This is a genomic window from Neobacillus dielmonensis (genome assembly GCF_000612665.1).
GTDB classification, from domain to species: Bacteria; Bacillota; Bacilli; order Bacillales; family Cytobacillaceae; genus Neobacillus; species Neobacillus dielmonensis.
This window is the reverse complement of sequence record NZ_HG942046.1, coordinates 59,425-82,637: the sequence shown is the minus strand read 5'-3', so window position 1 is coordinate 82,637 and position 23,213 is coordinate 59,425. Positions and strand designations below refer to the sequence as shown.

The following is a 23,213-nucleotide window of genomic DNA, read 5'->3' as shown; positions in this document are numbered from 1 at the left end:
ATTTTTGGTATAAAAAGTTTCAGTGAGTTTATTTATTACTCAACAATCTTGGTTACTTTTAGTATGTTAGGAAGTTTTTCAAGTTCTTCTATTAAATGCTGATCTATATTTTGGTCTACCTCAATTGTCATCAGGGCCATCTTTCCCACTTCCTTTCGGGCAACTTCCATATGGCCAATATTAATTTCATATTTTGCCAGAGTATTAGCTACACCTGCAATTGCACCGAATCGATCGTTGTGGACCACAAGAATTGCCGGATGATTACCGGATAATTTCAGTTTGAAGCCGTTTAACTCAGTTATCTCAATTTTCCCGCCGCCAATGGAAATACCCACCAATTCAAGCTCCCCATTATGGTCACCAATCATGATTCTGGCCGTATTAGGATGCTCCGGTACAGCATCCTCCTCAATAAAACGTATTTTCATGCCATGCTCATCTGCAATCTTTAGGGCATCAATAATCCGGGTATCATCCGTATCAAAATCCAATAAACCTCCGATAATGGCCACATCGGTTCCGTGACCTTTATAGGTTTCTGCGAATGAGCCGTACAAAGAAATGTTTGCCCATTTCGGCTCCCTGCCAAATAGACTCCTAGCCACTCGGCCAATTCTGGCTGCTCCCGCTGTATGAGAACTCGATGGCCCGATCATTACCGGCCCAATAATATCAAACACACTTCTATACTTCACAGATAACTCTCCCTTTGTTTATCCGGATTGTTCATATAGTATATTCCACAACAAAAAAGAAGGGATAACACACCCTTCTATTTTAGCCGTTTCTTATTCAACTGAAAAGATGTAGGAATATAATGGCTGTTTGCCATTGTGCAATTCAATCTCCACATCACTGTAGTGTTCTTCTACAAATTGTGTAAGGTCTGCCGCTTCTTGTTCAGTAACATCTTCCCCGTAAATAATGGTTAGTATTTCCGATTCGCTATCCAGCATTTGTGCAAGAAGCTCCTCGGCCGCTTTTCCTCTGTCTTTATCTTTAACGGTAATTTTACCTTCTAAGATCCCCATAAAGTCATCTTTTTCGATATCGAGGCCATCAATTTGGGTATCTCGAACCGCATATGTGATTTGTCCTGATTTCACATGATTTAATGCATCATTCATGGACGCTTCATTGACTTTGGCATCCGTGGAAGGATTGAAAGCCAGTAATGCTGCTAGGCCTTGCGGGACAGTTTTTGACGGAATCACGTAAATATTCTCTTCAGCCACATCAGCAGCTTGTTGAGCAGCCATAATTATATTTTTATTATTTGGCAATATAAATACTTTTTTTGCATTTACCTGTTTTACTGCCTTCACAATATCTTCCGTACTTGGATTCATGGTTTGTCCGCCTTCAATCACGGCATGGGCTCCTATACTTTTAAATAGCTCAGCTATTCCAGAACCCATCGATACAGTCACAATCCCGAATTCTTTCTGCTCCTTTGGCAGCTGTTCTGAAACAAGCGGCGTTTGCGTGCCTACAATTTCAGAATGCTGCTGGCGCATATTTTCAACTTTTATTTTAATTAAGCTTCCATAGCGCTGACCATAAGAAAGCACTTCTCCCGGCTGTTCAGAGTGAATATGCACCTTGGCAATTTCGTCATCAGAAATGACCAATAATGAATCTCCATACTTACTTAAGTCATTGCGGAAATCTGTCTCATCGAAAGGAAACTTATCAGTTTTTTCCTTTTCAAATCGAACCATAAATTCTGTACAATAGCCAAAAACAATATCTTCCGTACTCATAAATCCTTGAACATTTTTGTGGTGTTCAGCGTTTACCATTTCATCCATAGAAGGCATCTCGGTTGGCACGTTTGGAAGTTCTTCTCCTTTTAACTGGGCCAAAAATCCTTCATAGACGCAAACCAGTCCTTGGCCGCCGCTGTCAACAACGCCAACCTCTTTTAATACTGGAAGCAGGTCAGGTGTCCGCTTTAAGGAAGCTTTTGCTTCTTTAGTAATTTCTTCCATTACAACAATAATGTCGTCTGACTTTTGAGCAGCCTGAACTCCCTTTTTGGCGGCATCCTTTGCCACTGTTAAAATCGTTCCTTCTACTGGTTTCATAACGGCTTTATAAGCTGTCTCCACACCTGACTCAAATGCTTGGGCAAATTCTTTTGCTGTTAAGCTTGATTTAGATTCAATCGCTTTAGAGAATCCTCGGAATAATTGAGACAAGATCACCCCGGAATTCCCCCGTGCCCCCATTAATAGTCCTTTTGACAGGGCGATACCGACTTTGCCTATATGTTCCTGCACATTATTTTTAACTTCTTTTGCCCCGGAGGTCATGGATAAATTCATATTTGTCCCAGTATCACCGTCGGGCACTGGAAAAACGTTTAATGCATCTACCATTTTTGCATTGACTGCCAAGTTGTTGGCACCTTGTATGACCATCTCAGCAAAACGTTTTCCATCTAATGCTGTAATTGACACAAACCTTCCTCCTTACTATGGGTTCGTCACACGAACTCCCTGAACGAAAATATTTACCGAATCGACGGCAAGTCCGACCGTTTGGTCGAGGGTATATTTTACTTTCGATTGCACGTTGTGAGCAATTTCGGAAATTTTTGTTCCATAGCTTACAATTATGTACATATCAATATGTATTGCCTCGTTTTCTTGGCGAACGATTACACCGCGAGTAAAGTTTTCTTTTCTTAAAATTTCGGTAAATCCATCTTTAATTTGATTCTTAGAGGCCATTCCAACGATTCCATAGCATTCAATTGCTGCACCACCAGCAATGGTTGCGATTACTTCGTTTGCGATATCAATTTGTCCGTACTTTGTTTTTAATTCAATGGACATGAATCGTTCCCCCTTCAGATAATTGCTCAATAACTACAGTCATTTTACTATACTGGCAAAAATAATAAAAGTCATACCTGCTTGTTTATTATAAACCATTTATCCTTGACAATTGTCAAGGCTTTTTTCTTGAAAGCTTTTAATACAACTATTGCAATCACTTCACTTGTATGATAAATTATTAAGGTATCTTTAGGCTAGAAAATTTGGCTAGGCCATTTTTCTATATCCAATGATTTTTTGTTTTAAGTGATTGGTAAGTTAAGGAGGGAAAATAGATGCCACGCAAATGTGTAGTAACTGGTAAGAAAACCACAACTGGTAACGCACGTTCACACGCTATGAACGCTAACAAGCGTACTTGGGGTGCAAACTTGCAAAAAGTACGTATTCTTGTTGATGGAAAACCAAAACGTGTTTGGGTTTCCGCAAGAGCACTAAGATCCGGTAAAGTTGAACGCGTATAATACATCGTGTCAGAGCATCCTGAATTAGGATGCTTTTTTCTATGTCCGTCCTATTACTTTATGCTTCCCCAATTACACAAAAATTAAAAAGCACCCAAATCAGGGTGCTGTCGGTTTACAAGTTTGACTCTTTTATACTATTCTTTCTTATTAAACACACCAATCATCGCCCGGACAATTCCGCCTAAAAATCTCGGCAGTTTAATCGTATAAAATTTCATACTGTCCCTCCTCACAAATCTCACATATGCTTATTCATGAAAGCTTTCGCTGCCCCTACCATACTATTCAATCGGAAAAAATCAGTACCAATAAAATAAGGCAATAGCACTTCAAGCAGGGCATCAGGTTTCCTTCGGATAGTAGCAATAACCATATTAATCATGACTTCTTATCACTATTAATATGCCTTCGGAAAATGAAAAAGTACCATAATCGCTAATTAGTTCATTACTTATACACAGTGTGGAACCAAGTGAAATATGATGATTTGTCAGCGGATATTTAAATCCTTCCAGCGTAAGATTGTTAACATCGAGCGTTAATGGAACAAATGAAATGTACTTCATTGCCTCTATTTTTGTTAAGGTATATATACCAGGACTCCTAAGAAAAACAATATTATTACGGTCTATTAAAGATACCTCAGCTTGGCTTTTTTTATTCAGCGATACCATTAGCAACTGAATATTGGCCAATAAATGGTCCAGCCTGCCCCCGGTTGCTCCAAATATGTGAATTGTCTTAGGATCTTGATCCAGTGCCCAATTTAACGCGAGCTCCATATCGGTTTCGTTCTTTTCCGGCTTAAACCGTCTTAATTCGCTCACTGAGTTTTCGATATACTCTAACTCAAGCGATGATACTGAATCAAAATCGCCAAAGGCAATGTTAGGGGATATTTTTCTTTTCAACAAATGAAAAACCCCACGGTCGACACCCACCCAAACCGTATTCTTCTCATTATATTCCGTTAAATCAGGAAGAAGGTCTTCAGGGCCACCTGCTAAAATATTAATAATCATTACATTCTCCCGTCCGGATAGCAAAAAGCCGGCATCGGCCGGCTTTTTTATTACCCTCTTAAGCTCAAAATAGCCTCAGCATATTCCGGCTGATTATAAATGGCCGAACCCGCAACAAGAACAGTGGCTCCAGCTTCTATGCATTGCTTGGCAGTCTGGGGATTGACTCCTCCATCGATTTCAATTTCAATGTTCGCACCCTTTTGTTCAGCCAATTCTTTCACCTTGGAGATTTTCGGAAGCACCTCAGGTATGAACTGTTGGCCGCCAAATCCAGGGTTTACTGACATCAATAAAACCATGTCTACATCCTTAATGATATGTTGGATGGTCTCCACAGGAGTCGCTGGATTAAGGACAACCCCAGCCTTCACACCAGTTGATTTTATATTTTGAATGGTTCGGTGAAGATGGCGGCATGTTTCCACATGGACAGTTAAATAATCGGCACCAGCCTCAGCGAACGCTTGTATATATTGATCGGGATTTTCGATCATAAGATGAACATCTAACGGAAGTTTAGTAATTGGGCGGATCGCCTCAACAATCAAAGGTCCAATTGTAATATTCGGCACAAAATGCCCATCCATTACATCAATATGGATATAATCCGCTCCAGCTTTCTCCACTGCTGTTATCTCCATACCTAATTTTGAAAAATCAGCAGAGAGGATTGATGGTGCAATTTTCACCATAGTTAATACCTCGGCTTTCTATCTTTTATTTCCTGTAGGAAATTCAAATAATGTTCATAGCGATAATCAGGAATTTCCCCGGATTCCACCTTTTCTTTCACCCCGCATTTAGGTTCACTGACATGAAGACAGCCACGAAATTTACAATTTTCGCTAGCTCTCTGTATTTCAGGGAAACAGTTAGTTAATTGTTCCGCCTCTATTTCATTAAAATCTAATGAACTAAAGCCAGGGGTATCTGCCACCAGACCGTTTCCAACCCAAATCAATTCTACGTGTCTGGTAGTATGCCTGCCTCTACCAAGATGGGTTGAGATATCATTTGTCTTTAAGTCAAGGTCCGGTCGTAATACATTTAATAAAGAAGATTTGCCGACACCAGACTGTCCGGCAAATACAGATATTTTGTTCTCCAAATGAGGCTGCAATTGTTCTATGCCGGTTTCTGTTTCGGAAGAAGTTAAAATAACCTCATATCCAGCCTCTTTATATTGGTCCGCATAATTCAATATCTGCTTTTCCTGTTCTTGGTTCGTTAAATCCATCTTGCTAATGCAAATAATCGGGATGATTTGATTAAATTCCACTAGCACCAGAAAACGGTCCAACAGGACTGTGCTAAAATCTGGCTCTACAGCTGAAAAAACAAGGATGGCCTGGTCAATGTTTGCCACTGGTGGACGGACCAATTCATTTTTTCTTTCCTTTACCTCCAAAATATATCCATCCAGTTCATTTTCAGCTTGAAATACAACATCATCGCCAACAAGAGGGGTTACTTTGTTTTTCCGAAAAACCCCTCTGCCGCGGCATTGGATTAACTGATCATGATGAAGAACATAATAAAAACCGCTAAGTGCTTTTATAATTTTCCCTTCAGGCATAGCAAGCCTCCTTGCCTTTTCTTTTCATTTTTATCCACATAGGTCTATTCTTCGACTTCCGCATAGTTGACTTTTCCTTTTTCAATCACTTTATCTCCACTAATTACCTGGTAACTCGCCACCCCGTTGTAAGGAATTTCTAATTGTATCTGAACAACTTTAGGTTCGGTTATTTCCAGTGTTTGTGCAGGTTCCGTAATGTTATGATGCATATCATCTATATAGATGATAACCGTTTGTTTTTGCCCTGGCGGTCCAGGTACCGTCGGATCATATGGGATATTGATTTCTACATTCTCGATCCTTGGCGGTTTTTCTTCTTTCCCCTTTGATATAATCACCTTTACCTTATCACCTTTTTTCAATTCGGTATTGGGTGCAGGGTCCTGAGAAATAACCAATCCCTTTGGTACTGTCTCACTATATTGTTCTTCAGTGGCATCAAGTGTCAAACCAACTTGTGAGGCGTATTCCTGAGCACTTTTTAAAGTGTATTCTTTAAGATCCCATAAAACAATCTTTTCAGGTCCTTTACTAACCTCAAATTCTAATACAGTGTCCTCTGGGATTACCTTTTTGCCGTTTTCTGGCATCTGGCTGATAATGGTGCCAGGATCCCGCTCGTCAAAAACTTCTGTTTTCTTGATATCTTTAAAGTTTAAATCATCTAATAGGCTTACGACATCATCATATAATCGTCCTGTGTAATCAGACAATTCATATTTTTCCTTACCAAGACTAATATATAAGGCAACCTTGGAATTTTCCTTTAATGAAGTTCCTGCTTTTGGATCCGTTTTGATGACCTGGCCCTTTTTAAATTCCTCGTCGTTTATTTCAATTTTTTCACTAACACTGAGGCCCTCAAGCTTCAGCTTTGAAACAGCGTCATCCACATTCATTCCGCTAACATCTGGAACCTTGATCTCTTTAGCTGTCAACATGTCTGGCAAAAATAAAAAGGATAAAATACCAATGATGGCTAGAACAACAAAGGTGGAGATAAGAACAATGGGCCATTTTTTCTTCTTTTTCTTTTTATTCTCTGGATTATCTTGATTCATTACAGGGTTTATGTGCTTTTTATTACCGTGCACCAAAGTCTCATCTAAGTTTTTTAATGGTTTATCATTGGTAATGATAGGGATGGCTTTTGTTGCCTCATCATCTATTGGAATTGTAAACTTTGGTTCGTCCATACGTTCTGGATTCAGAGCAGTGCGCAAATCCTCCTCCATCTCATCTACAGTGTTGTATCGATGAAATGGGTCTTTAGCCGTTGCTTTTAACACGATGTTTTCTACGCTTTGTGGAATATCAGGATTCCACCTTCTTACAGATGGTGTTTCTGAATTAAGATGCTTTAGGGCTATAGACACAGCAGATTCACCGGAAAATGGCAGCCTGCCAGTCAATAATTCGAACATAACAATTCCCAATGAATAAATATCTGATTTACGATTTGCCATCCCACCGCGTGCTTGTTCCGGTGACAAATAATGGACTGATCCTAAAACAGAATTAGTTTGCGTAATGGCCGTTGCGCTAAGGGCCATAGCAATCCCAAAGTCTGTAACTTTCACATTGCCGTCATGGTCTATTAAAATATTATGCGGTTTAATGTCCCGATGAATGATGTGATTATGATGAGCGTGGGAAATGGCAGAAGTCAGTTGCCGCATAATTTCTATGGTCTCCTCGACTCTTATAGGAGAGTTCTGCTGTATGTATTGTTTCAATGTTTGACCATCGACGAATTCCATCACAATATAATAAAGTTCGTTTTCTTCCCCAACATCATATATATTGACAATATTAGGATGTGCTAAACTGGTAGCTGACTGTGCTTCTCTATGGAACCGGCGGATAAACTCTTCATCATTAGCAAAATCAAGCCGGAGCATCTTTACGGCTACATCTCGGTCAAGGATCATATCATGGGCCAAGTAGACATTTGCCATGCCCCCTCCGCCAATCATGTCCAATATTTTATAGCGGCCGCTTAATCGTTTACCGATTAACATCTAAACATCACCCTCAATGCTCTCAGAAAACTCAACAATTACCAAAGTAATGTTATCCTCGCCGCCATATTGATTTGCAAGTGAAATTAATGTAGTTGCTTTTTGTTTCAGTTCTTCGTCCTTTTTGAGAAGTTCTTCCATTTCCTTTTCACTGACTTTATTGGAAAGCCCATCAGAGCATAAAAGGAGAACATCCCCTTCTTCAAACATGATAGTGGAAATATCCATATCCACTACTTTTTCAGTGCCCAATGCCCTAGTTAATACATTTTTTCGTGGATGGTGTTCCGCATCTTCTTTAGAAATTTGTCCAGTTTTGACCAGTTCATTGACAAGAGAATGATCTTCCGTTATTTGTTTGAAGCCGGTCTCATTTAATAGATAACCACGGCTGTCACCAATATGGGCAACCGTAGCAAATCCATCCGTAATAATAGCGGCTACAATGGTGGTTCCCATGCCATCACATTCACTGTTATTAGTGGCATGGTCTAAAAGCAATCCATTTACTTTTGTAATATATTCCTTTAACCATTTCTCTGCATGATCGGCTGTTTCAATTCCAGTCGCTTTTTCCCACTCGCTTTTGAGTTGCGTTAATGTCATATCACTTGCTACATCACCCGCACGGTGACCGCCCATCCCATCTGCAACAATGGCAAGACGGATGCCGTCAGGGTTTAAAAAAACACCACCGGCATCCTCATTGTGAAGACGTACTTTTCCTCGGTCTGTCAAGAATACTGCTTTCATACCTTACCTCGTCTCCTCTTTCCGCTCCTTTGCACGAAGTTGTCCACATGCTGCATCTATATCATGACCGTGCTCTCTGCGAATTGTTACATTAATTCCGCGATTTTTTAAAGTCCGTTCAAAAGCAAAGATTTTATCTCTAGGGGTTCGGACATAATCACGTTCCGGTACATAATTGACCGGGATTAGATTGACATGGCACTTAATCCCTTTGATCAGATCGGCAAGCTCCTCGGCGTGCTCTGTCGAGTCATTTACTCCGCCGAATAACCCATACTCAAAGCTTATACGCCTACCTGTCTTATCGATATAATAACGCACTGCTTTCATTAAGTCATCAAGTTTAAAAGCTTTATTTATTGGCATAAGTCTTGTTCTAAGCTCTGTGTTAGGGGCATGAAGGGAAATAGCAAAATTTATTTGCATGTTTTCATCAGCAAATTGATAAATTTTTGGAATAATTCCGCTGGTGGAAACTGTAATATGCCGCGCACCAATATTTAGCCCTTTATCATGATTGATGATTTTTAAAAAGGCGAGCATATTATTGTAGTTATCAAAAGGTTCTCCAATACCCATAATTACAACAGAATCCACTCGTTCGCCAAATTCATCAAGAGCTTTTTGGACCTTAACGACCTGTGCCACAATTTCTCCTGCTTCCAAGTGCCTCTTTAACCCACCAAGTGTGGAGGCACAAAACGTACAGCCGATTCTACAACCGACCTGGGTGGTTACACAAACAGAGTTTCCATAATCATGCCGCATCAGTACCGTTTCAATGGAAAATCCATCATGCAGTTCAAAAAGAAATTTGATGGTTCCGTCAGAGGAAGTTTGCTGAATGACAGTATTCAATGTTGTAATTTGATATTCTTCTGTCAATTTTTCTCTTAGAGTTTTTGACAAGTTGCTCATATCCTCAAAAGAGGTTACTCGCTTTTTATACAGCCAATCATAAATTTGCTCGGCACGGAAGGCTTTTTCACCATTTTCGGAAAGCCAATCCTTTAGTTCCTGCAGCTGCAGAGAATAGATTGATTTTTTTACGTTTAAAGTTGGTTTTGTCTTAGTTGTTGTAATTTGTTCCAACCGTTACACCTTCTTTCTTAAAACTGCAATATAGAATCCGTCAGAGCCAAAGTCTTGCGGAAATATCTGGAGATCGTAACCAGCAATAAGTGGTTGAATGGCTGCAGGCATTCTAGTTTTGAAATGTGGATCTCCCTCAAACTCGGAATGACTGTTTAAAAAAGCAGCGATTGTATGTTCATTTTCCTGTTTATCGACTGTACAAGTGCTATAAACAAGTGTCCCTCCGGGTTTAACAAGAGAAGCAATGGACTCTAATAATTCCTGTTGAATATGACTTAATTGTGTGATATCTTGTTCGGTTTTTGTATATTTCATATCTGGCTTGCGTCTCATCACTCCGAGTCCAGAGCAAGGTGCATCCAGGAGAATTTTGTCAAAGGACTCTGGATCAAATTGGTCACTTACCTTTCTTGAGTCCAAGGCCATTGTTTCAATATTATCTAACCCTAATCGATTTGCATTATCCCTAATTAATTTTACTTTATGTTCATGAAGATCAAGCGATACAACCTGTCCGCCTGCATTTAATTTTTCGGCTATGTGGGTACTTTTCCCTCCAGGAGCAGCACATGCATCCAAAATTGTTTCATTCCCGTTAATCCCTAGAGCATAAGCAACAAGCATGGAGCTTTCGTCTTGAATGGTGAGTAAACCATTGTGATAAGGCTGGGAAGCAGCGATATTGCCTTTTAGGCAACGGATGGCTTCAGGAACGATTGGGCTCTTCTCAATTTGATAGCCTTCCTCTTCTAGAAGGTTCACACATTCATCCCTTGAAATTTTCGAAAGGTTGACCCGTGCTGTTTGCAGCGGCGCAGTGAGGTTGATTTCGCACATAGCTTTTGTTTTGTCAAAGCCAAATTGATCAACCCAGCGTTTTACCAGCCAAATAGGATGACTGGTTTCAATTGCTAATCGCTCTTGCCGATCTGCCACTTTGTCAAGGGAAGGCAGTCCTTCACGTTGGATTGAACGTAAGACTCCATTGACCAAACCAGAGATACCCTTATGTCCCCGTTTTTTAGCAATTTCAACTGCCTCATGGATGGCCGCACGATCTGGAATTTTATCCAAATAGACCATCTGATAAACGGTCAGGCGTAACAGTTGCAAAACCCAGCCCTCTAATTTCTTGGTATTCTTAATAAAAGGCTTTAAATAAAAATCCAACAAGGATCTTCTTTGCAGGGTACCATAGGTTAACTCGGTTAATAAACCTACATCCTTTTGCGGGATTTGATGATTTTTTATGGTCTGATTGAGCAATAAATTACTATAGGACTGATTTTTTTCTATTGCAATAAGGAGATCCATAGCCGTTTCGCGTACATTTTTTGTGGTTTTTGTTGTCATATCATTCTCCCAGTTTATTGCCTATTGAAATTTTTGCTCCCGCTCCCCGTAAATATTGTTCGCTGGTCATTCTTGTTTTTCCCGAAGGCTGTAGTTCTATAATTTTTATCGCTGTGTCATCACCGGTACTCACAATAAAACCATCCTGTTCAATTCCAACCACTGTTCCAGGTAAGGGACCAGTTACCCCAGATCTCTTTTCCGCACGCCAAATTTTTAAAACTTGGTTATCAAGAGTAGTAAACGCAACTGGCCATGGATTTAGCCCACGGATTTGGTTATAAATTGCCAGTCCGGTTTTTTCCCAAATAATTTTTTCTTGTTCCCGTTTAATATTGGGAGCATAGGTTGCTAAGGCATCATCTTGTGGGATTGATGTTAGCTTATTGTTGAGTAATAATGGCAGTGTTTCCGCCAATAGATCGGCACCGGCTGCACTCAGCTTGTCATGTAGTGTTCCCACATTATCCTCATCCGTAATCGGGACTTCAACAGTTGTCAAAATATCCCCAGCATCCAGTTTTTCAACCATATACATAATCGTAATCCCGGTTTTATTTTTTCCCTGGAGAATGGCATAATGAATGGGAGCCCCTCCGCGTAATTCAGGAAGTAGTGAGGCATGAACATTGATGCAGCCATGTTTCGGAGCCTCTAGCAATTCTTTTGGTAATATTTGTCCAAAGGCAGCCGTAACAATTAAATCCGGTTTTAGAGATAGGATTTTATTAAGTTCTTCTGGCTGCCTTATTTTTTCAGGCTGATATACAGGTATTCCTAGTTTTAAAGCTTCCACCTTTACAGGAGGAGGTGTGAGGGCTTTTTTTCTTCCTACCGGCCGATCGGGCTGAGTGACTGCAGCAATTACCTCGTACCCTTCTTCAACCAATCGCCGCAGAACGGGTACCGAAAAGTCCGGAGTCCCCATGAATACAATTTTGGTCATTCCACTTCTACCCCTTTTAACTCATCATCTGTTAGATATCTTAATACTTTGGTGGTAAACAGGACTCCATCAAGATGATCCATTTCATGCTGAATTGCTCTGGCAAGAAAGTCTTCTGCTTCAAGCGTATACTTTCTTCCTTTTCTGTTAAACGCCTCTATTTTTACATAGTAAGGGCGCATGACTTCCCCAAACAATCCTGGAAAGCTTAGGCAGCCTTCTGGTCCTGTTTGTTCTCCAGAGGCCGCGAGAATGCGTGGGTTAACCATTTCAATTTTGCCCGCTTCATCATCAATATCGACTACAGCTATCCGGGCATCTATTCCAATCTGGGGTGCGGCAAGTCCAACACCATCATATTCGATCATCGTATCGTACATATCATCGAGAAGTTTCGCTAGTTTTTTATCGAACTTTTTCACTTCTTGGCATTCCTTCTCAAGAATTTCATCTGGATACATTACTATTTTACGTATAGCCAATTTGGTTCCTCCATTATGGGTCTAGTATTAATTGCCAAAGTACTTTGAAAATTTTCCAAATCTAGGACACTTCCGCTTTTCTATTCATTTTCGCCTAGTTTACATCATGATAAACGGATTGACGTCAATTGATACCAGGGGTCCATTTTTAGCAGTTGTTTGATATTGGTCAAGGATTTTTTTCAAGGTTTTATACAGGTTCGGTTCCCGCTTGTATTTTATCAGACATTGATAACGATATCTATTATTTATCCTAGCGATTGGTGAGACGGTAGGACCTAGTACAACCGTCTTGTTTGAAACTTGTGAGGAAATAAACTGTACAATTTTCTCTGTTTCAGAAACAACGGTCAAGAGTTGTTCATGACTTACTGTTATCATTGCCAAGTAATAGAAAGGCGGATAATGGCGCATTTTACGCACCATCATTTCCCGTTGGTAAAACAAATTATAATCCTGTGTACCTGCCAGTTCGATGCTGTAATGCTCAGGCGTATAGGTTTGGATAATGACTTCTCCTGGAAGCTTGTGGCGTCCAGCACGACCACTAACCTGTGTCAGCAATTGAAACGTTTTTTCCGAAGACCGAAAGTCGGGCAAATGCAGCATTGTATCGGCTGACAAAACTCCCACTAGAGTAATGTTAGGGAAATCAAGTCCCTTAGCAATCATTTGCGTACCTAAAAGAATATCTGCTTTTCCCTCTTTAAATTCCGTTAATAATTTTTCATGTGCTCCCTTTCTTCCAGTTGTATCAACATCCATACGAATTACCCTTGCCTCAGGGAGAATTTTCCCAAGTTCATCCTCTACCTTTTGTGTTCCCGTTCCAAAGTAACGAATATATTCGCTTGAACATTCCGGGCACACACTTGGAACAGGAGCTTCGTAGCCGCAATAATGACATTTCATCCGAACCCCAGCCCGATGGTAAGTGAGCGAAATATCACAATTTGGACAATTAACAACATAACCGCAATCCCGGCACATAACAAAGGAGGAATGACCGCGTTTATTCAAAAATAAAACCGATTGCTGTTGTTTCTCCAAACGGTCCTTTAGCAATTCTAATAACTTTCGAGAAAACATGGATCGATTACCAGAGCGTAGTTCTTCCCGCATATCAATGATTTCCACTGATGGAAGCGCCTGATTATTCATTCTAGATGGAAGTGTTAATAACTGATACACATTTTTCTGTGCTCGTGCAAAAGATTCTAAAGAAGGTGTGGCACTGCCCAAAACTACTGGGCAATTGTAGGTCTGTGCCCTTCTGATAGCTACGTCTCTTGCATGATAGCGCGGCATATCTTCCTGCTTATAGCTCGTTTCATGTTCTTCATCAATAATAATAATGCCAATATTCTCAAATGGAGCAAAGATGGCCGATCTAGCCCCAACAACTACCTTTACTTCTTTCCGCTGAACTTTCCGCCATTCATCATATTTCTCACCGGCTGATAATCCGCTGTGCATGACAGCTACCAAATCGCCGAATCTACTTTTAAAACGATGGACCATTTGTGGGGTAAGAGAAATTTCCGGAACAAGCACAATCGCTTCTTGACCCTTCTCAATCACCTTTTGTATTGATTGCAAGTAAATCTCCGTTTTTCCGCTGCCTGTTACTCCGTACAGTAAAAATACTTCATGCTTGCCAGTTTCTACAGCATTTCTAATCGGTGTTATCACCTTTTCTTGGTTTTCTGTTAATGGCAGCGGCTCCGTTTTTTGAAAAACCCGATGGTCAAATGGGTCACGGTACACCTCCATCTCCATCCCATCCAACAGGCCTTTTGATTCTAGTGCCTTTATGGCAGAAGGAGATAATTGATATTGTGACGTTAGCTTCTTATATTCCGTTTCCTGATATTGGTCTATAAAATACAGCAGCACCTGTTTTTGTTTTTCGGCATTGGCAGGAAGTTGTTTCAACTCCTCTTTTAATTGGACAGCAGCTACGGCAGGACGAATTACCTTTATGTGCTTTTTCTTTACCCGTTCTTTTACCAGGTAGATTACTTCAATATTCCCCTTAATGGCTTCTCGGTGCAAAACTCCAACCAGTCCTTGCTTTAAAGCCTCCTCCCAGTCAAGCATCGCACCCCCATCAAGAAGGTGAGAAAGTGGGGATGGCAGGTCGGAAGCCTTTACCCCTGCAGCCAATTTCACCTTTTTTTCGTATTTTGCCTTTAACGCGGCCGGCAGCATCACCTGATAGGCAAAAATTCTAAAACAAAGGGTAGTATCTGTCAGCCAGTTACCAAGTTCGAGTAATTCTTTACTTAGTACTGGCTCGAGATCCATTGGTTCGATAATTTCCCTCAAGCTATTAAATTCCGAATGGGATTTTATTTCAGTAACAAAACCTTGGATATTGCGAGGCCCAAACGGAACTATGACCCGCATTCCAGGGACGACTAGATGGTTCCATTGTTCCGGAATCAAATAATCGAACGTTTTATCTGTTTGCTTCGTTGGGACATCCACGATCACGCTAGCAATTTTCATGTTTATCCATATCCTTAAGGAGGGCTGCAATTTCCTCCATTATTTCTCCTGCAACAGCTGTTTTCGCCATAAGTGGCAGTTCTCTTTTCGTACCATCTTGTTTAAACAAAGTGACGATGTTTGTATCTGTTCCAAAACCTGCTCCTTGTTGTTTGACATTGTTGGCCACAATCATATCAGCATTTTTAGTAAAAAGCTTCTTTTGAGCGTATTCCTCGAGATTATTGGTCTCAGCAGCAAATCCAACCAACAATTGATGAGATTTCCTTTGACCCATTTCAAATAAGATATCTTTTGTCCGTTCTAACTCCATTACAGTATCGCCGGACTGTTTTTTCACTTTATGGTCAAAAGATACTTTAGGACGATAATCAGCAACAGCTGCAGTTCCAATCATGACATCGGCTTGTTCAAATCGTTCCAAAACAGCATTGTACATTTGCTCTGCATTCTCAACCTTGATGTGCTCAACACCCGTCGGTGTAGAAATTTGGACGGGTCCGGAGACCAATTGAACTCTTGCTCCTCGTTTTACGGCCTCTTCTGCTAATGCGTAACCCATTTTGCCGGTAGAATGGTTCGAAATAAACCGGACCGGGTCAATTCTTTCCCTTGTAGGTCCAGCAGTAATTAAAAAGGTTTTACCCTTAAGTGGTGTATTGGCACCTGCTGCAAAATATTCTTGAACAAGTTTCACAATCTTTTCAGGCTCTTCTAAACGCCCCTTGCCGACATACCCACAAGCAAGATACCCTTCTCCAGGCTCGATAAAACGGTATCCATATTCTGCTAAACGGGCTATGTTCTGTTTCACAGCTGGATGTTCATACATATGGACATTCATAGCCGGCGCAATCCAAACAGGAGCAGTAGTAGCTAAAAGGGTGGTAGTAATCATATTATCTGCGATTCCATGAGCGAGTTTAGCAATAGTATTAGCTGTTGCAGGGGCCACCATGATCAAATCTGCCCAATCCGCCAAGTCGATATGGGCAATGACTTGTGGATTTTTCTCATCAAATGTATCTGAATAGACGGCATTTCTTGATAGCGCCTGAAAGGTTAATGGAGTAACAAATTTCGCTGCCGAGTCACTCAAAATCACTTTTACTTGTGCCCCGGTTTGAACAAGCTTACTTGTTAGGGCAGCCGCCTTGTAGACAGCAATTCCTCCTGTTACACATAAAAGGATCTTTTTTTCCTTAAGCATTTTATATCCCCCGCTTTTTTGCCAACATTATATCTTTTCTTTATTATGCTGTAATGACGCTATTTTTTCATCAATTTCTACTCAAAGCCGACAAATATCTTGCTCCGTGCCAAACCAAATAAAAAAGGCTGACATGTAAGGAAATTTCCTAAACGTCAGGCCCTTCTAGTAATAATTAAAATTCGAAAGCTTTATTAAACAGTTTCAACAGGAGTTTCTGCTTTTTTGGCAATTCGATAGGTTAATTCGCCCTTATAGATTTCCTCAAGAGCTTTACCAACATACTTGTGGGAAACATACTTTGGAAGCCGCTCATCTTTTGCTTGCGACATTAATCGGGCACGTTTTGCTGCCACTGAAACCAGTGAATATTTTGAGTCTATTTTTTCAAGCAAAGAATCTATAGAAGGATACAACATATTATTCAGCCTCCAGTAACTTTTTGTAACGGTGTTCCACTCTTTCCCTGCGGCAATGCTCGGCAGTCACAATCGCCTTAATCCGCTCACAGGCGAGCTGAACTTGGTCATTTTCTACAACATAATCATATAATTCCATCATTTCAATTTCTTCACGTGCTGTTAGCATCCGGTCCGAAATAATGTCTTCGGTCTCAGTTCCCCGAGTTACAATCCTGTTCTTTAACTCGCCTAGGCTAGGGGGCATCAGAAAGATAAATAATCCTTCAGGGAATTTCTCCCTGACCTGGCGGGCGCCCTTGACTTCAATCTCTAAAAAGACATCTTTTCCCTCATCCAGGGTCTGCCTTACATAATCAACTGGTGTACCATAATAATTCCCTACAAATTGAGCATACTCCAGTAACTTGCCTTGCTCAATTAAATCTTCAAATTCCTCTCTTGTTCTAAAAAAATAATCGACCCCGTCTACTTCTCCCTCACGGGGTTTGCGGGTAGTAACGGAGATAGAATATTCGAATGCAGTGTCAGGATGGGAAAAAATTTCTTTTCGAACCGTTCCTTTACCTACACCAGATGGTCCAGATAGTACAATCAGCAAACCTTTCTCTTGCATTTTTAAAAATTCCTACCCTTCCTCAATAGTATCATCACGGTCCGTCAAGCGGTGGGCAACTGTCTCCGGCTGGACAGCTGACAGGATGACATGATCGCTATCCATCACAATCACAGCACGAGTTCTTCTTCCGTACGTAGCATCAATTAATGAACCCCTGTCTCTGGCATCTTGAATGATTCTCTTTATTGGAGCCGATTCCGGGCTGACAATGGAAATGATTCTGTTTGCCGAAACAATATTTCCAAATCCAATATTAATTAACTTAATCGACATTGCTTTTCATCCAATCATCAATAATATATTTTGGCCGTGTCCAAACATTTCTAAACCCTATTTACTCAATATTTTGAACCTGTTCCTTCAGCTTCTCAAGTAAACTTTTTATATCGACTACTTTTTTGGCGATGGTTGAGTCATTTGCTTTTGAGCCGATTGTATTCGCTTCACGGTTCATTTCTTGAACAAGAAAATCCAGCTTTCTTCCAATTGGTTCCTCGGATGCTAGTGTTTGGATAAATTGCCCAATATGACTTTTTAATCTGGTCACTTCTTCATTAATATCCGCTTTTTCAGAGAAGACAGCTGCCTCCGTTAATAGACGGGTTTCATCAAGTTGTCCATTCGTAAATTCGAGCATTCTTTTCATTAAGCGCTCTTTGAATATATCAACTACTTGCGGTGCCTGCGACTCAAGTTCCGTAAGGTTAAGTTCTATTTGGCTGATAATCACAAGCAAGTCCTTTTTTATTTCTTCCCCTTCGGCTTGCCTCATTCGTTTCAACAAAATAGCTGCCTGTATGGTTGCATCAAGCACCAATTGATTCAATTCTTCATTCCCAACTTCACTTTCTTCAATATGTATAAGTTCAGAATAGCTTAATAAATCCCTGAGCGATACTGGCTCTTCGATCCGGTATTTCTCGCGGGCCTGGTTCATAAATTGGTAGTATTGCTCGACCAAACTCCAATCAACATGCAGTTTTCGGGTGACGGCGCCCTCCCCCTCTAAACTCACATAAACTTCCACTCTTCCACGACGAATATATTGGTTTAATGTTTTTTTAATTTTATCTTCTATTTGTAAAAGCTGCCTTGGCATCCGGATATTCATTTCGCAGAACCGGTGATTTACTGTTTTTACTTCTACATTCACAATAAATAGTTCAGATTCTGCCCTTCCTCTTCCAAAGCCTGTCATACTCATAACCATCTTGCGCACATCCAATCCTTGAAAAATGATCGGGTTTACTACGAAAAAACCAAAAGGCAATAGAACCGATTCTATTACCTTTTGGATTATAACATACTTTATTTCGTTTTTCTTAATAAAAATGTTCCGGCTAGTAAAAAAGTTGGTATCGCCGATAAACCTAGAATTAGCAACCAGTCCTTTGCTGCAATTGGAAGTGTATGGAAAATAGGCTGCAGCGGCGGGTAATAAATAACAACTAAGACCAACAATAGGGATGATACAACAGCCCAGACTAAATATTGATTTCCAAACGGGTTTCGTGTCAAAACTGACTTTTCACTGCGGCAATCAAATACATGGATAAGCTGAGCCATTACCAGCGTGGCAAAGGCAACTGTCTGGGCATAAGCTAACCTGTTTGGGTCATTATGATACACTATTATAAAAGCTAATAGTGTGACTAGCCCAATTAAAAATCCGCGTGACACAACCTTCCATCCTAAACCGCGGGAAAAGACGCCTTCATTTGGACTTCTAGGACCACGTTTCATTACATTTTCTTCTGGTCGATCCAGACCAAGGGCCATTGCCGGCAGTCCATCGGTTACAAGGTTTACCCATAAGATTTGTATCGGAACGAGCGGCAGCGGCAAAGCTAAGATCATGGCAAACAACATCACTAAAATTTCTCCCACATTGGAGGCCAGCAAATAACGAACGAACTTTCGAATATTTTCGTAAATATTCCTTCCCTCTTTGATTGCTGCCTTGATGGTTGCAAAATTATCATCCAATAACACCAATGCTGAAGCTTCTTTTGCAACATCCGTTCCGGTAATTCCCATCGCGACTCCAATATCTGCCGCTTTGATGGCCGGCGCATCGTTTACTCCGTCACCGGTCATGGCGACAATATGACCACGATTTTGAAGCGCATTAACAATTTTCAGTTTATGTTCCGGTGAAACCCGAGCAAAGACTGAAACATCATCTACAATAGCTTCCAGTTCTTCAACTGACATCGCAGCAAGTGCGTTTCCATCCAATACCTTGCTTTTATTTGTTAAAATCCCCAGTTCTTTGGCAATTGCCTTAGCCGTAATCACATGGTCACCCGTAATCATCACCGTCTTGATTCCTGCCTCTTTACACTCCTTTACAGCCTCCTTCACTTCAGGTCGAGGCGGATCAATCATCCCTTGAATGCCAATAAAGGTTAACTTTTTCTCCGCTTCTTGCTCACTTAACAGCACTGTACTAGCAGAAACAGGTTTATAGGCAATCGCAATTGTCCTCAGCGCATTTGACGCTAAATCGGAGATAGCCCCCTGCACTGTTTCTTGACTACTTTTATTTAGGTATTGTGTTCTTCCGTCCCAAAGAATTGATTCACAAACACCTAATACAACATCAGGTGCTCCTTTGGTTACAATAAAATGACGGCCTTGTTTGTCCTTTACTTGGACGCTCATCATTTTTCTTGATGAATCAAAAGGAAATTCTTTGATAATAGAAAATTCCTCGAGAAGCTTTGTCCTGCTAAACCCTGCTTTCATGGCGCTGACAAGCAATGCTCCTTCTGTTGGGTCGCCATCTAGAACATAATCATCGTCGTTTTGAATAATATCAGCTTGATTGCACAGCATACCAAAAATCAGCATTTGCTGAAGGGCTTTTTCCTCACTTGGAGAAACTTGCTGTTCTCCACGATAAAAATTCCCTTGTGGCTGATAGCCCACACCATCAACTGTCCAGGTATTTCCCCCGCTCCACAAATGGGTGACGGTCATCTTATTCTGTGTCATGGTTCCCGTTTTATCAGAACAAATCACCGATGCACAACCTAACGTTTCGACTGCAGGAAGTTTTCGGACAATTGCATTTTGCTTAATCATTTTTTGAACACCAAGGGATAATGCTACGGTCACGATGGCTGGCAGCCCTTCAGGAATAGCCGCAACTGCAAGGGATACTCCGGCTAAAAACATCGTATACAACTCATGCCCTTGAATAACTCCGACCACTACTACTAACACGGTTAACAGCAATGCCACCGTAATGAGGATTTTGCCTAACTGTTCGAGACGGCGTTGCAATGGAGTTTCTTGGGATTCGGCACTTTGAAGCAAACCAGCGATTTGCCCCATTGCTGTATCCATTCCCGTAGCTATAACAACACCTACCCCGCTTCCCCTCGTAATCATGGTGCCCATAAAGCCTGTGTTTTCCATATCACCTATCCCTGGATTGGGATTGTTTAACGGTTCTATATACTTCGATACTGGCACTGATTCACCAGTAAGCGCTGATTCTTCAATTTCTAGACTATTTGATTGAATGATTCGTATATCTGCACCAATACGGTCACCACTGGAGAATTTAATTACATCTCCCAAAACAATTTCCTTTGAAGGGAGCTTTTGCCATGAGCCATCTCTTAATACGGAAACCTGGGGAGCAGAGAGCTCCTTTAATGCCTGTAACGACTTTTCTGCCCGCCGCTCTTGGAAAAATCCCAAAAAACCGTTTATAATCACAATGGCAATAATCGCAATTGCATCAATATATTCACCAAGCAATCCGGAAATTAGGGTCGCAGCAAGTAATACCAGCACCATAAAATCTTTAAATTGACTGAAAAATAGCAGCAGTGCTGATTGCTTCTCGCCTTCCTCCAGTTCGTTATAGCCGTAACGCTTGATCCTTTTTGCTGATTCTTCTTGTGATAACCCAGAAGTAAAGTCGGTTTCTAAAGCCTTTTCTACCTGATTTAACTCCATCTCATGGAACTTCATCCGACCATCTCACATCCCCCTTATAATGCTAATCTAAAGAAAGCTTATTCAGGGTCGTCCAAAAAAATGCTATGATTATAGAGACAGGTAGAATCTCTCGGGCAAAATTAAAAATAGGACAACAAGTTCATGTCTAGGATATACTTATAAAATCAATAGTTCCAAGCAAAGGATGTTTTCCATGTCATTTGATGGTTTATTTACAAAAGCAATGTGCAATGAATTATCGCATTCACTTACAGGTGGCCGTATTAATAAAGTTCACCAGCCCTATAAAAATGAGGTTATTTTGACGATCCGGGCGAATGGAGTAAATCATAAGCTGTTATTGTCAGCCCACCCTAGTTACGCTAGAGTCCAGCTTACACGGGAGGGATACGATAATCCAAGCGAACCGCCTATGTTCTGTATGCTGTTGCGCAAACATATTGAAGGACATATTGTCGAAGATATTTATCAGATAGAGAATGACCGGATTCTTATATTCGAGATTAAAGGGCGCAACGAAATTGGCGATATTAGCTATAAGCAGTTAATTGTTGAAATTATGGGCCGACACAGCAATATCATTTTAGTGGATAAAGAGCGCAATCTCATCCTTGATTCAATTAAACACATATCATTTGCTGTTAATAGCCATAGAGCTATTTTACCCGGACAATCGTATGTTTCCCCTCCGGAGCAGCACAAATTAAACCCTTTTCAATCTAGTACGGAAGACGTTTTACGTCTTTTGGATTTTAATCAGGGCAAACTGGACCGCCAGCTGGTTGACCAATTTGCGGGCATTTCCCCACTGTTTGCCAAGGAAGTCATTTTCCAAAGCGGATTGGCTAATCGCTCCACAGTCCCAGAAACGTTTGTCCGGTTAATGAACCAAATTGCAACTGGCAGCCTATCCCCCTCTATTATGCTGGCTGAGGGAAAAGAAAACTTCTATCTTTTCCCGCTAGAGCATTTAAAAGGGGAGGTCAGCCAGTATTCTTCCTTAAGCGAAATGCTGGACCGATATTATTTTGGCAAGGCGGAACGGGACAGAGTAAAACAGCAGGCACATGATATTGAACGGTTTATCCTGAATGAGAAAGAAAAAAACGAGAAAAAAATTGTCAAGTTAGAAGCCACGTTAAAGCAAGCGGAGCAGGCAGATGAGTATCAGCGGTACGGTGAACTGTTAACCGCCAATCTTTATGCGGCCAAAAAAGGGATGAAGGAAATTGAAGTATTAAATTACTACGATGAGGCAGGTGGAACCGTCACGATTCCACTCGACCCGCGTAGGACACCATCGGAAAATGCCCAAAAGTACTTCTCAAAATACCAAAAAGCAAAAAATGCAGTCTCCGTTGTGATGGATCAAATCGAAAAGGCACAGGAAGAGGCCGCCTACTTCGAGAACCTGTACCAACAAGTTCAAACAGCTTCCCCCAAAGACATTCAAGAAATTCGTGAAGAATTGGTCGAAGGTGGTTATATACGGGAACGCCAGAAAAAGCAGGTTAAAAAGGCCCATAATGCAAAGCCTGTGCTAGATTATTTTCAAGCATCCGATGGTACAGAAATCATTGTTGGTAAAAACAATAAACAAAATGATTATTTAACGAATAAGCTGGCAGCACGTGATGAAATTTGGCTGCACACCAAAGATATTCCAGGTTCACACGTAGTGATTCGCAGTAAAGAGCCTAGCGAGGGTACGCTTAAAGAAGCGGCAATGCTTGCCGCATATTTTAGCAAAGCAAGGAATTCCAGCTCTGTTCCTGTTGATTATACAAAGGTACGTTTCGTAAAGAAACCAAGTGGTGCCAAGCCTGGGTTTGTTATTTATGAAAACCAGCAGACCATTTATGTTACGCCGGATGAAGAATTGGTACTTTGTCTTAAAAACAATTAGCTCCAT

General features: G+C 40.9%; 22 protein-coding genes. 2 read left to right on the top strand and 20 right to left on the bottom strand.

Features of this window, described 5'->3' with window-relative positions; genetic code table 11:
* Positions 1–35 precede the first annotated feature (35 nt).
* The 3 genes from sdaAB to BN2425_RS06080 all read right to left on the bottom strand — a co-directional run bounded on the left by sdaAB (position 36) and on the right by BN2425_RS06080 (position 2,843).
* Complete coding sequence (gene sdaAB, locus BN2425_RS06090) at positions 36–698, bottom strand: L-serine ammonia-lyase, iron-sulfur-dependent subunit beta (protein WP_042456282.1); 663 nt, start codon at positions 696–698, stop codon at positions 36–38.
* A gap of 93 nt (positions 699–791) precedes the next feature.
* Positions 792–2,465: a DAK2 domain-containing protein gene (locus BN2425_RS06085; RefSeq protein WP_042456278.1), complete on the bottom strand. Its 1,674-nt coding sequence runs from the start codon at positions 2,463–2,465 to the stop codon at positions 792–794.
* Positions 2,466–2,480: 15 nt separating this feature from the next.
* Positions 2,481–2,843 carry an Asp23/Gls24 family envelope stress response protein gene (locus BN2425_RS06080; RefSeq protein WP_042456275.1) on the bottom strand — a complete coding sequence of 121 codons (363 nt, stop codon included), beginning with the start codon at positions 2,841–2,843 and terminating at the stop codon, positions 2,481–2,483.
* A gap of 278 nt (positions 2,844–3,121) precedes the next feature.
* Here BN2425_RS06080 and rpmB point away from each other — a divergent pair, with 278 nt between their 5' ends.
* The gene (rpmB, locus tag BN2425_RS06075) at positions 3,122–3,310 is read left to right on the top strand and encodes a 50S ribosomal protein L28 (protein ID WP_007087786.1); all 189 of its coding nucleotides are present in this window, start codon (positions 3,122–3,124) and stop codon (positions 3,308–3,310) included.
* A 137-nt stretch (positions 3,311–3,447) separates the two neighbouring features.
* Here the strand turns inward: rpmB and spoVM are convergent, their stop codons facing one another.
* The 17 genes from spoVM to BN2425_RS05990 all read right to left on the bottom strand — a co-directional run bounded on the left by spoVM (position 3,448) and on the right by BN2425_RS05990 (position 21,313).
* Positions 3,448–3,531: a stage V sporulation protein SpoVM gene (gene spoVM / locus BN2425_RS06070; RefSeq protein WP_042356285.1), complete on the bottom strand. Its 84-nt coding sequence runs from the start codon at positions 3,529–3,531 to the stop codon at positions 3,448–3,450.
* Between the two features lie 156 nt (positions 3,532–3,687).
* On the bottom strand, positions 3,688–4,335 hold the full coding sequence (locus tag BN2425_RS06065; protein ID WP_042456271.1) for a thiamine diphosphokinase: 648 nt from the start codon (positions 4,333–4,335) through the stop codon (positions 3,688–3,690).
* 50 nt (positions 4,336–4,385) lie between these two features.
* Entirely contained in the window at positions 4,386–5,030 is a 645-nt protein-coding gene (rpe, locus tag BN2425_RS06060; protein WP_042456268.1) for a ribulose-phosphate 3-epimerase, read from the bottom strand.
* Between the two features lie 2 nt (positions 5,031–5,032).
* Entirely contained in the window at positions 5,033–5,914 is an 882-nt protein-coding gene (gene rsgA, locus BN2425_RS06055) for a ribosome small subunit-dependent GTPase A (RefSeq protein ID WP_042456265.1), read from the bottom strand.
* Between the two features lie 44 nt (positions 5,915–5,958).
* Positions 5,959–7,938 carry a Stk1 family PASTA domain-containing Ser/Thr kinase gene (gene pknB / locus BN2425_RS06050; RefSeq protein ID WP_042456262.1) on the bottom strand — a complete coding sequence of 660 codons (1,980 nt, stop codon included), beginning with the start codon at positions 7,936–7,938 and terminating at the stop codon, positions 5,959–5,961.
* Positions 7,939–8,691: a Stp1/IreP family PP2C-type Ser/Thr phosphatase gene (locus tag BN2425_RS06045; RefSeq protein WP_042456259.1), complete on the bottom strand. Its 753-nt coding sequence runs from the start codon at positions 8,689–8,691 to the stop codon at positions 7,939–7,941. It lies immediately after the preceding gene.
* Between the two features lie 3 nt (positions 8,692–8,694).
* Complete coding sequence (gene rlmN, locus BN2425_RS06040) at positions 8,695–9,783, bottom strand: 23S rRNA (adenine(2503)-C(2))-methyltransferase RlmN (RefSeq protein WP_042456257.1); 1,089 nt, start codon at positions 9,781–9,783, stop codon at positions 8,695–8,697.
* Positions 9,784–9,786: 3 nt separating this feature from the next.
* Positions 9,787–11,139, bottom strand: coding sequence for a 16S rRNA (cytosine(967)-C(5))-methyltransferase RsmB (rsmB, locus tag BN2425_RS06035; RefSeq protein WP_042456253.1), 1,353 nt, complete (start codon positions 11,137–11,139; stop codon positions 9,787–9,789).
* A 1-nt stretch (position 11,140) separates the two neighbouring features.
* Entirely contained in the window at positions 11,141–12,085 is a 945-nt protein-coding gene (gene fmt / locus BN2425_RS06030) for a methionyl-tRNA formyltransferase (RefSeq protein ID WP_042456252.1), read from the bottom strand.
* On the bottom strand, positions 12,082–12,567 hold the full coding sequence (gene def / locus BN2425_RS06025; RefSeq protein WP_042456249.1) for a peptide deformylase: 486 nt from the start codon (positions 12,565–12,567) through the stop codon (positions 12,082–12,084). Before def ends, fmt begins: the two co-directional genes overlap by 4 nt.
* A 99-nt stretch (positions 12,568–12,666) precedes the next feature.
* Positions 12,667–15,078: a primosomal protein N' gene (gene priA, locus BN2425_RS06020; RefSeq protein ID WP_042456248.1), complete on the bottom strand. Its 2,412-nt coding sequence runs from the start codon at positions 15,076–15,078 to the stop codon at positions 12,667–12,669.
* Positions 15,065–16,288 (bottom strand): bifunctional phosphopantothenoylcysteine decarboxylase/phosphopantothenate--cysteine ligase CoaBC, encoded by a 1,224-nt coding sequence (coaBC, locus tag BN2425_RS06015; protein ID WP_042456247.1) that lies wholly within the window; start codon positions 16,286–16,288, stop codon positions 15,065–15,067. Before coaBC ends, priA begins: the two co-directional genes overlap by 14 nt.
* Positions 16,289–16,482: 194 nt before the next feature.
* Positions 16,483–16,707, bottom strand: coding sequence for a DNA-directed RNA polymerase subunit omega (rpoZ, locus tag BN2425_RS06010; RefSeq protein ID WP_042456246.1), 225 nt, complete (start codon positions 16,705–16,707; stop codon positions 16,483–16,485).
* A 1-nt stretch (position 16,708) separates the two neighbouring features.
* Entirely contained in the window at positions 16,709–17,323 is a 615-nt protein-coding gene (gene gmk, locus BN2425_RS06005; protein WP_042456245.1) for a guanylate kinase, read from the bottom strand.
* A 12-nt stretch (positions 17,324–17,335) separates the two neighbouring features.
* On the bottom strand, positions 17,336–17,599 hold the full coding sequence (gene remA, locus BN2425_RS06000; protein WP_042456244.1) for an extracellular matrix/biofilm regulator RemA: 264 nt from the start codon (positions 17,597–17,599) through the stop codon (positions 17,336–17,338).
* A gap of 61 nt (positions 17,600–17,660) precedes the next feature.
* Complete coding sequence (locus BN2425_RS05995; RefSeq protein ID WP_042456241.1) at positions 17,661–18,536, bottom strand: YicC/YloC family endoribonuclease; 876 nt, start codon at positions 18,534–18,536, stop codon at positions 17,661–17,663.
* A 98-nt stretch (positions 18,537–18,634) separates the two neighbouring features.
* Complete coding sequence (locus tag BN2425_RS05990; RefSeq protein ID WP_042456239.1) at positions 18,635–21,313, bottom strand: calcium-translocating P-type ATPase, SERCA-type; 2,679 nt, start codon at positions 21,311–21,313, stop codon at positions 18,635–18,637.
* Positions 21,314–21,494: 181 nt separating this feature from the next.
* On the opposite strand from BN2425_RS05990, the gene BN2425_RS05985 reads away from it, so the two are divergent.
* Positions 21,495–23,207: an Rqc2 family fibronectin-binding protein gene (locus BN2425_RS05985; protein WP_042456236.1), complete on the top strand. Its 1,713-nt coding sequence runs from the start codon at positions 21,495–21,497 to the stop codon at positions 23,205–23,207.
* The last annotated feature ends 6 nt before the right edge of the window (positions 23,208–23,213 follow it).

Excerpts from the sequence above, each read along its gene's own strand:
- BN2425_RS06080 (WP_042456275.1), bottom strand. The coding sequence starts at position 2,843 with ATGTCCATTGAATTAAAAACAAAGTACGGACAAATTGATATCGCAAAC.
- rpmB (WP_007087786.1), top strand. The coding sequence starts at position 3,122 with ATGCCACGCAAATGTGTAGTAACTGGTAAGAAAACCACAACTGGTAAC.
- spoVM (WP_042356285.1), bottom strand. The coding sequence starts at position 3,531 with ATGAAATTTTATACGATTAAACTGCCGAGATTTTTAGGCGGAATTGTC.
- BN2425_RS06065 (WP_042456271.1), bottom strand. The coding sequence starts at position 4,335 with ATGATTATTAATATTTTAGCAGGTGGCCCTGAAGACCTTCTTCCTGAT.
- rpe (WP_042456268.1), bottom strand. The coding sequence starts at position 5,030 with ATGGTGAAAATTGCACCATCAATCCTCTCTGCTGATTTTTCAAAATTA.
- rsgA (WP_042456265.1), bottom strand. The coding sequence starts at position 5,914 with ATGCCTGAAGGGAAAATTATAAAAGCACTTAGCGGTTTTTATTATGTT.
- pknB (WP_042456262.1), bottom strand. The coding sequence starts at position 7,938 with ATGTTAATCGGTAAACGATTAAGCGGCCGCTATAAAATATTGGACATG.
- BN2425_RS06045 (WP_042456259.1), bottom strand. The coding sequence starts at position 8,691 with ATGAAAGCAGTATTCTTGACAGACCGAGGAAAAGTACGTCTTCACAAT.
- rsmB (WP_042456253.1), bottom strand. The coding sequence starts at position 11,139 with ATGACAACAAAAACCACAAAAAATGTACGCGAAACGGCTATGGATCTC.
- fmt (WP_042456252.1), bottom strand. The coding sequence starts at position 12,085 with ATGACCAAAATTGTATTCATGGGGACTCCGGACTTTTCGGTACCCGTT.
- priA (WP_042456248.1), bottom strand. The coding sequence starts at position 15,078 with ATGAAAATTGCTAGCGTGATCGTGGATGTCCCAACGAAGCAAACAGAT.
- coaBC (WP_042456247.1), bottom strand. The coding sequence starts at position 16,288 with ATGCTTAAGGAAAAAAAGATCCTTTTATGTGTAACAGGAGGAATTGCT.
- rpoZ (WP_042456246.1), bottom strand. The coding sequence starts at position 16,707 with ATGTTGTATCCTTCTATAGATTCTTTGCTTGAAAAAATAGACTCAAAA.
- gmk (WP_042456245.1), bottom strand. The coding sequence starts at position 17,323 with ATGCAAGAGAAAGGTTTGCTGATTGTACTATCTGGACCATCTGGTGTA.
- remA (WP_042456244.1), bottom strand. The coding sequence starts at position 17,599 with ATGTCGATTAAGTTAATTAATATTGGATTTGGAAATATTGTTTCGGCA.
- BN2425_RS05995 (WP_042456241.1), bottom strand. The coding sequence starts at position 18,536 with ATGGTTATGAGTATGACAGGCTTTGGAAGAGGAAGGGCAGAATCTGAA.
- BN2425_RS05990 (WP_042456239.1), bottom strand. The coding sequence starts at position 21,313 with ATGAAGTTCCATGAGATGGAGTTAAATCAGGTAGAAAAGGCTTTAGAA.
- BN2425_RS05985 (WP_042456236.1), top strand. The coding sequence starts at position 21,495 with ATGTCATTTGATGGTTTATTTACAAAAGCAATGTGCAATGAATTATCG.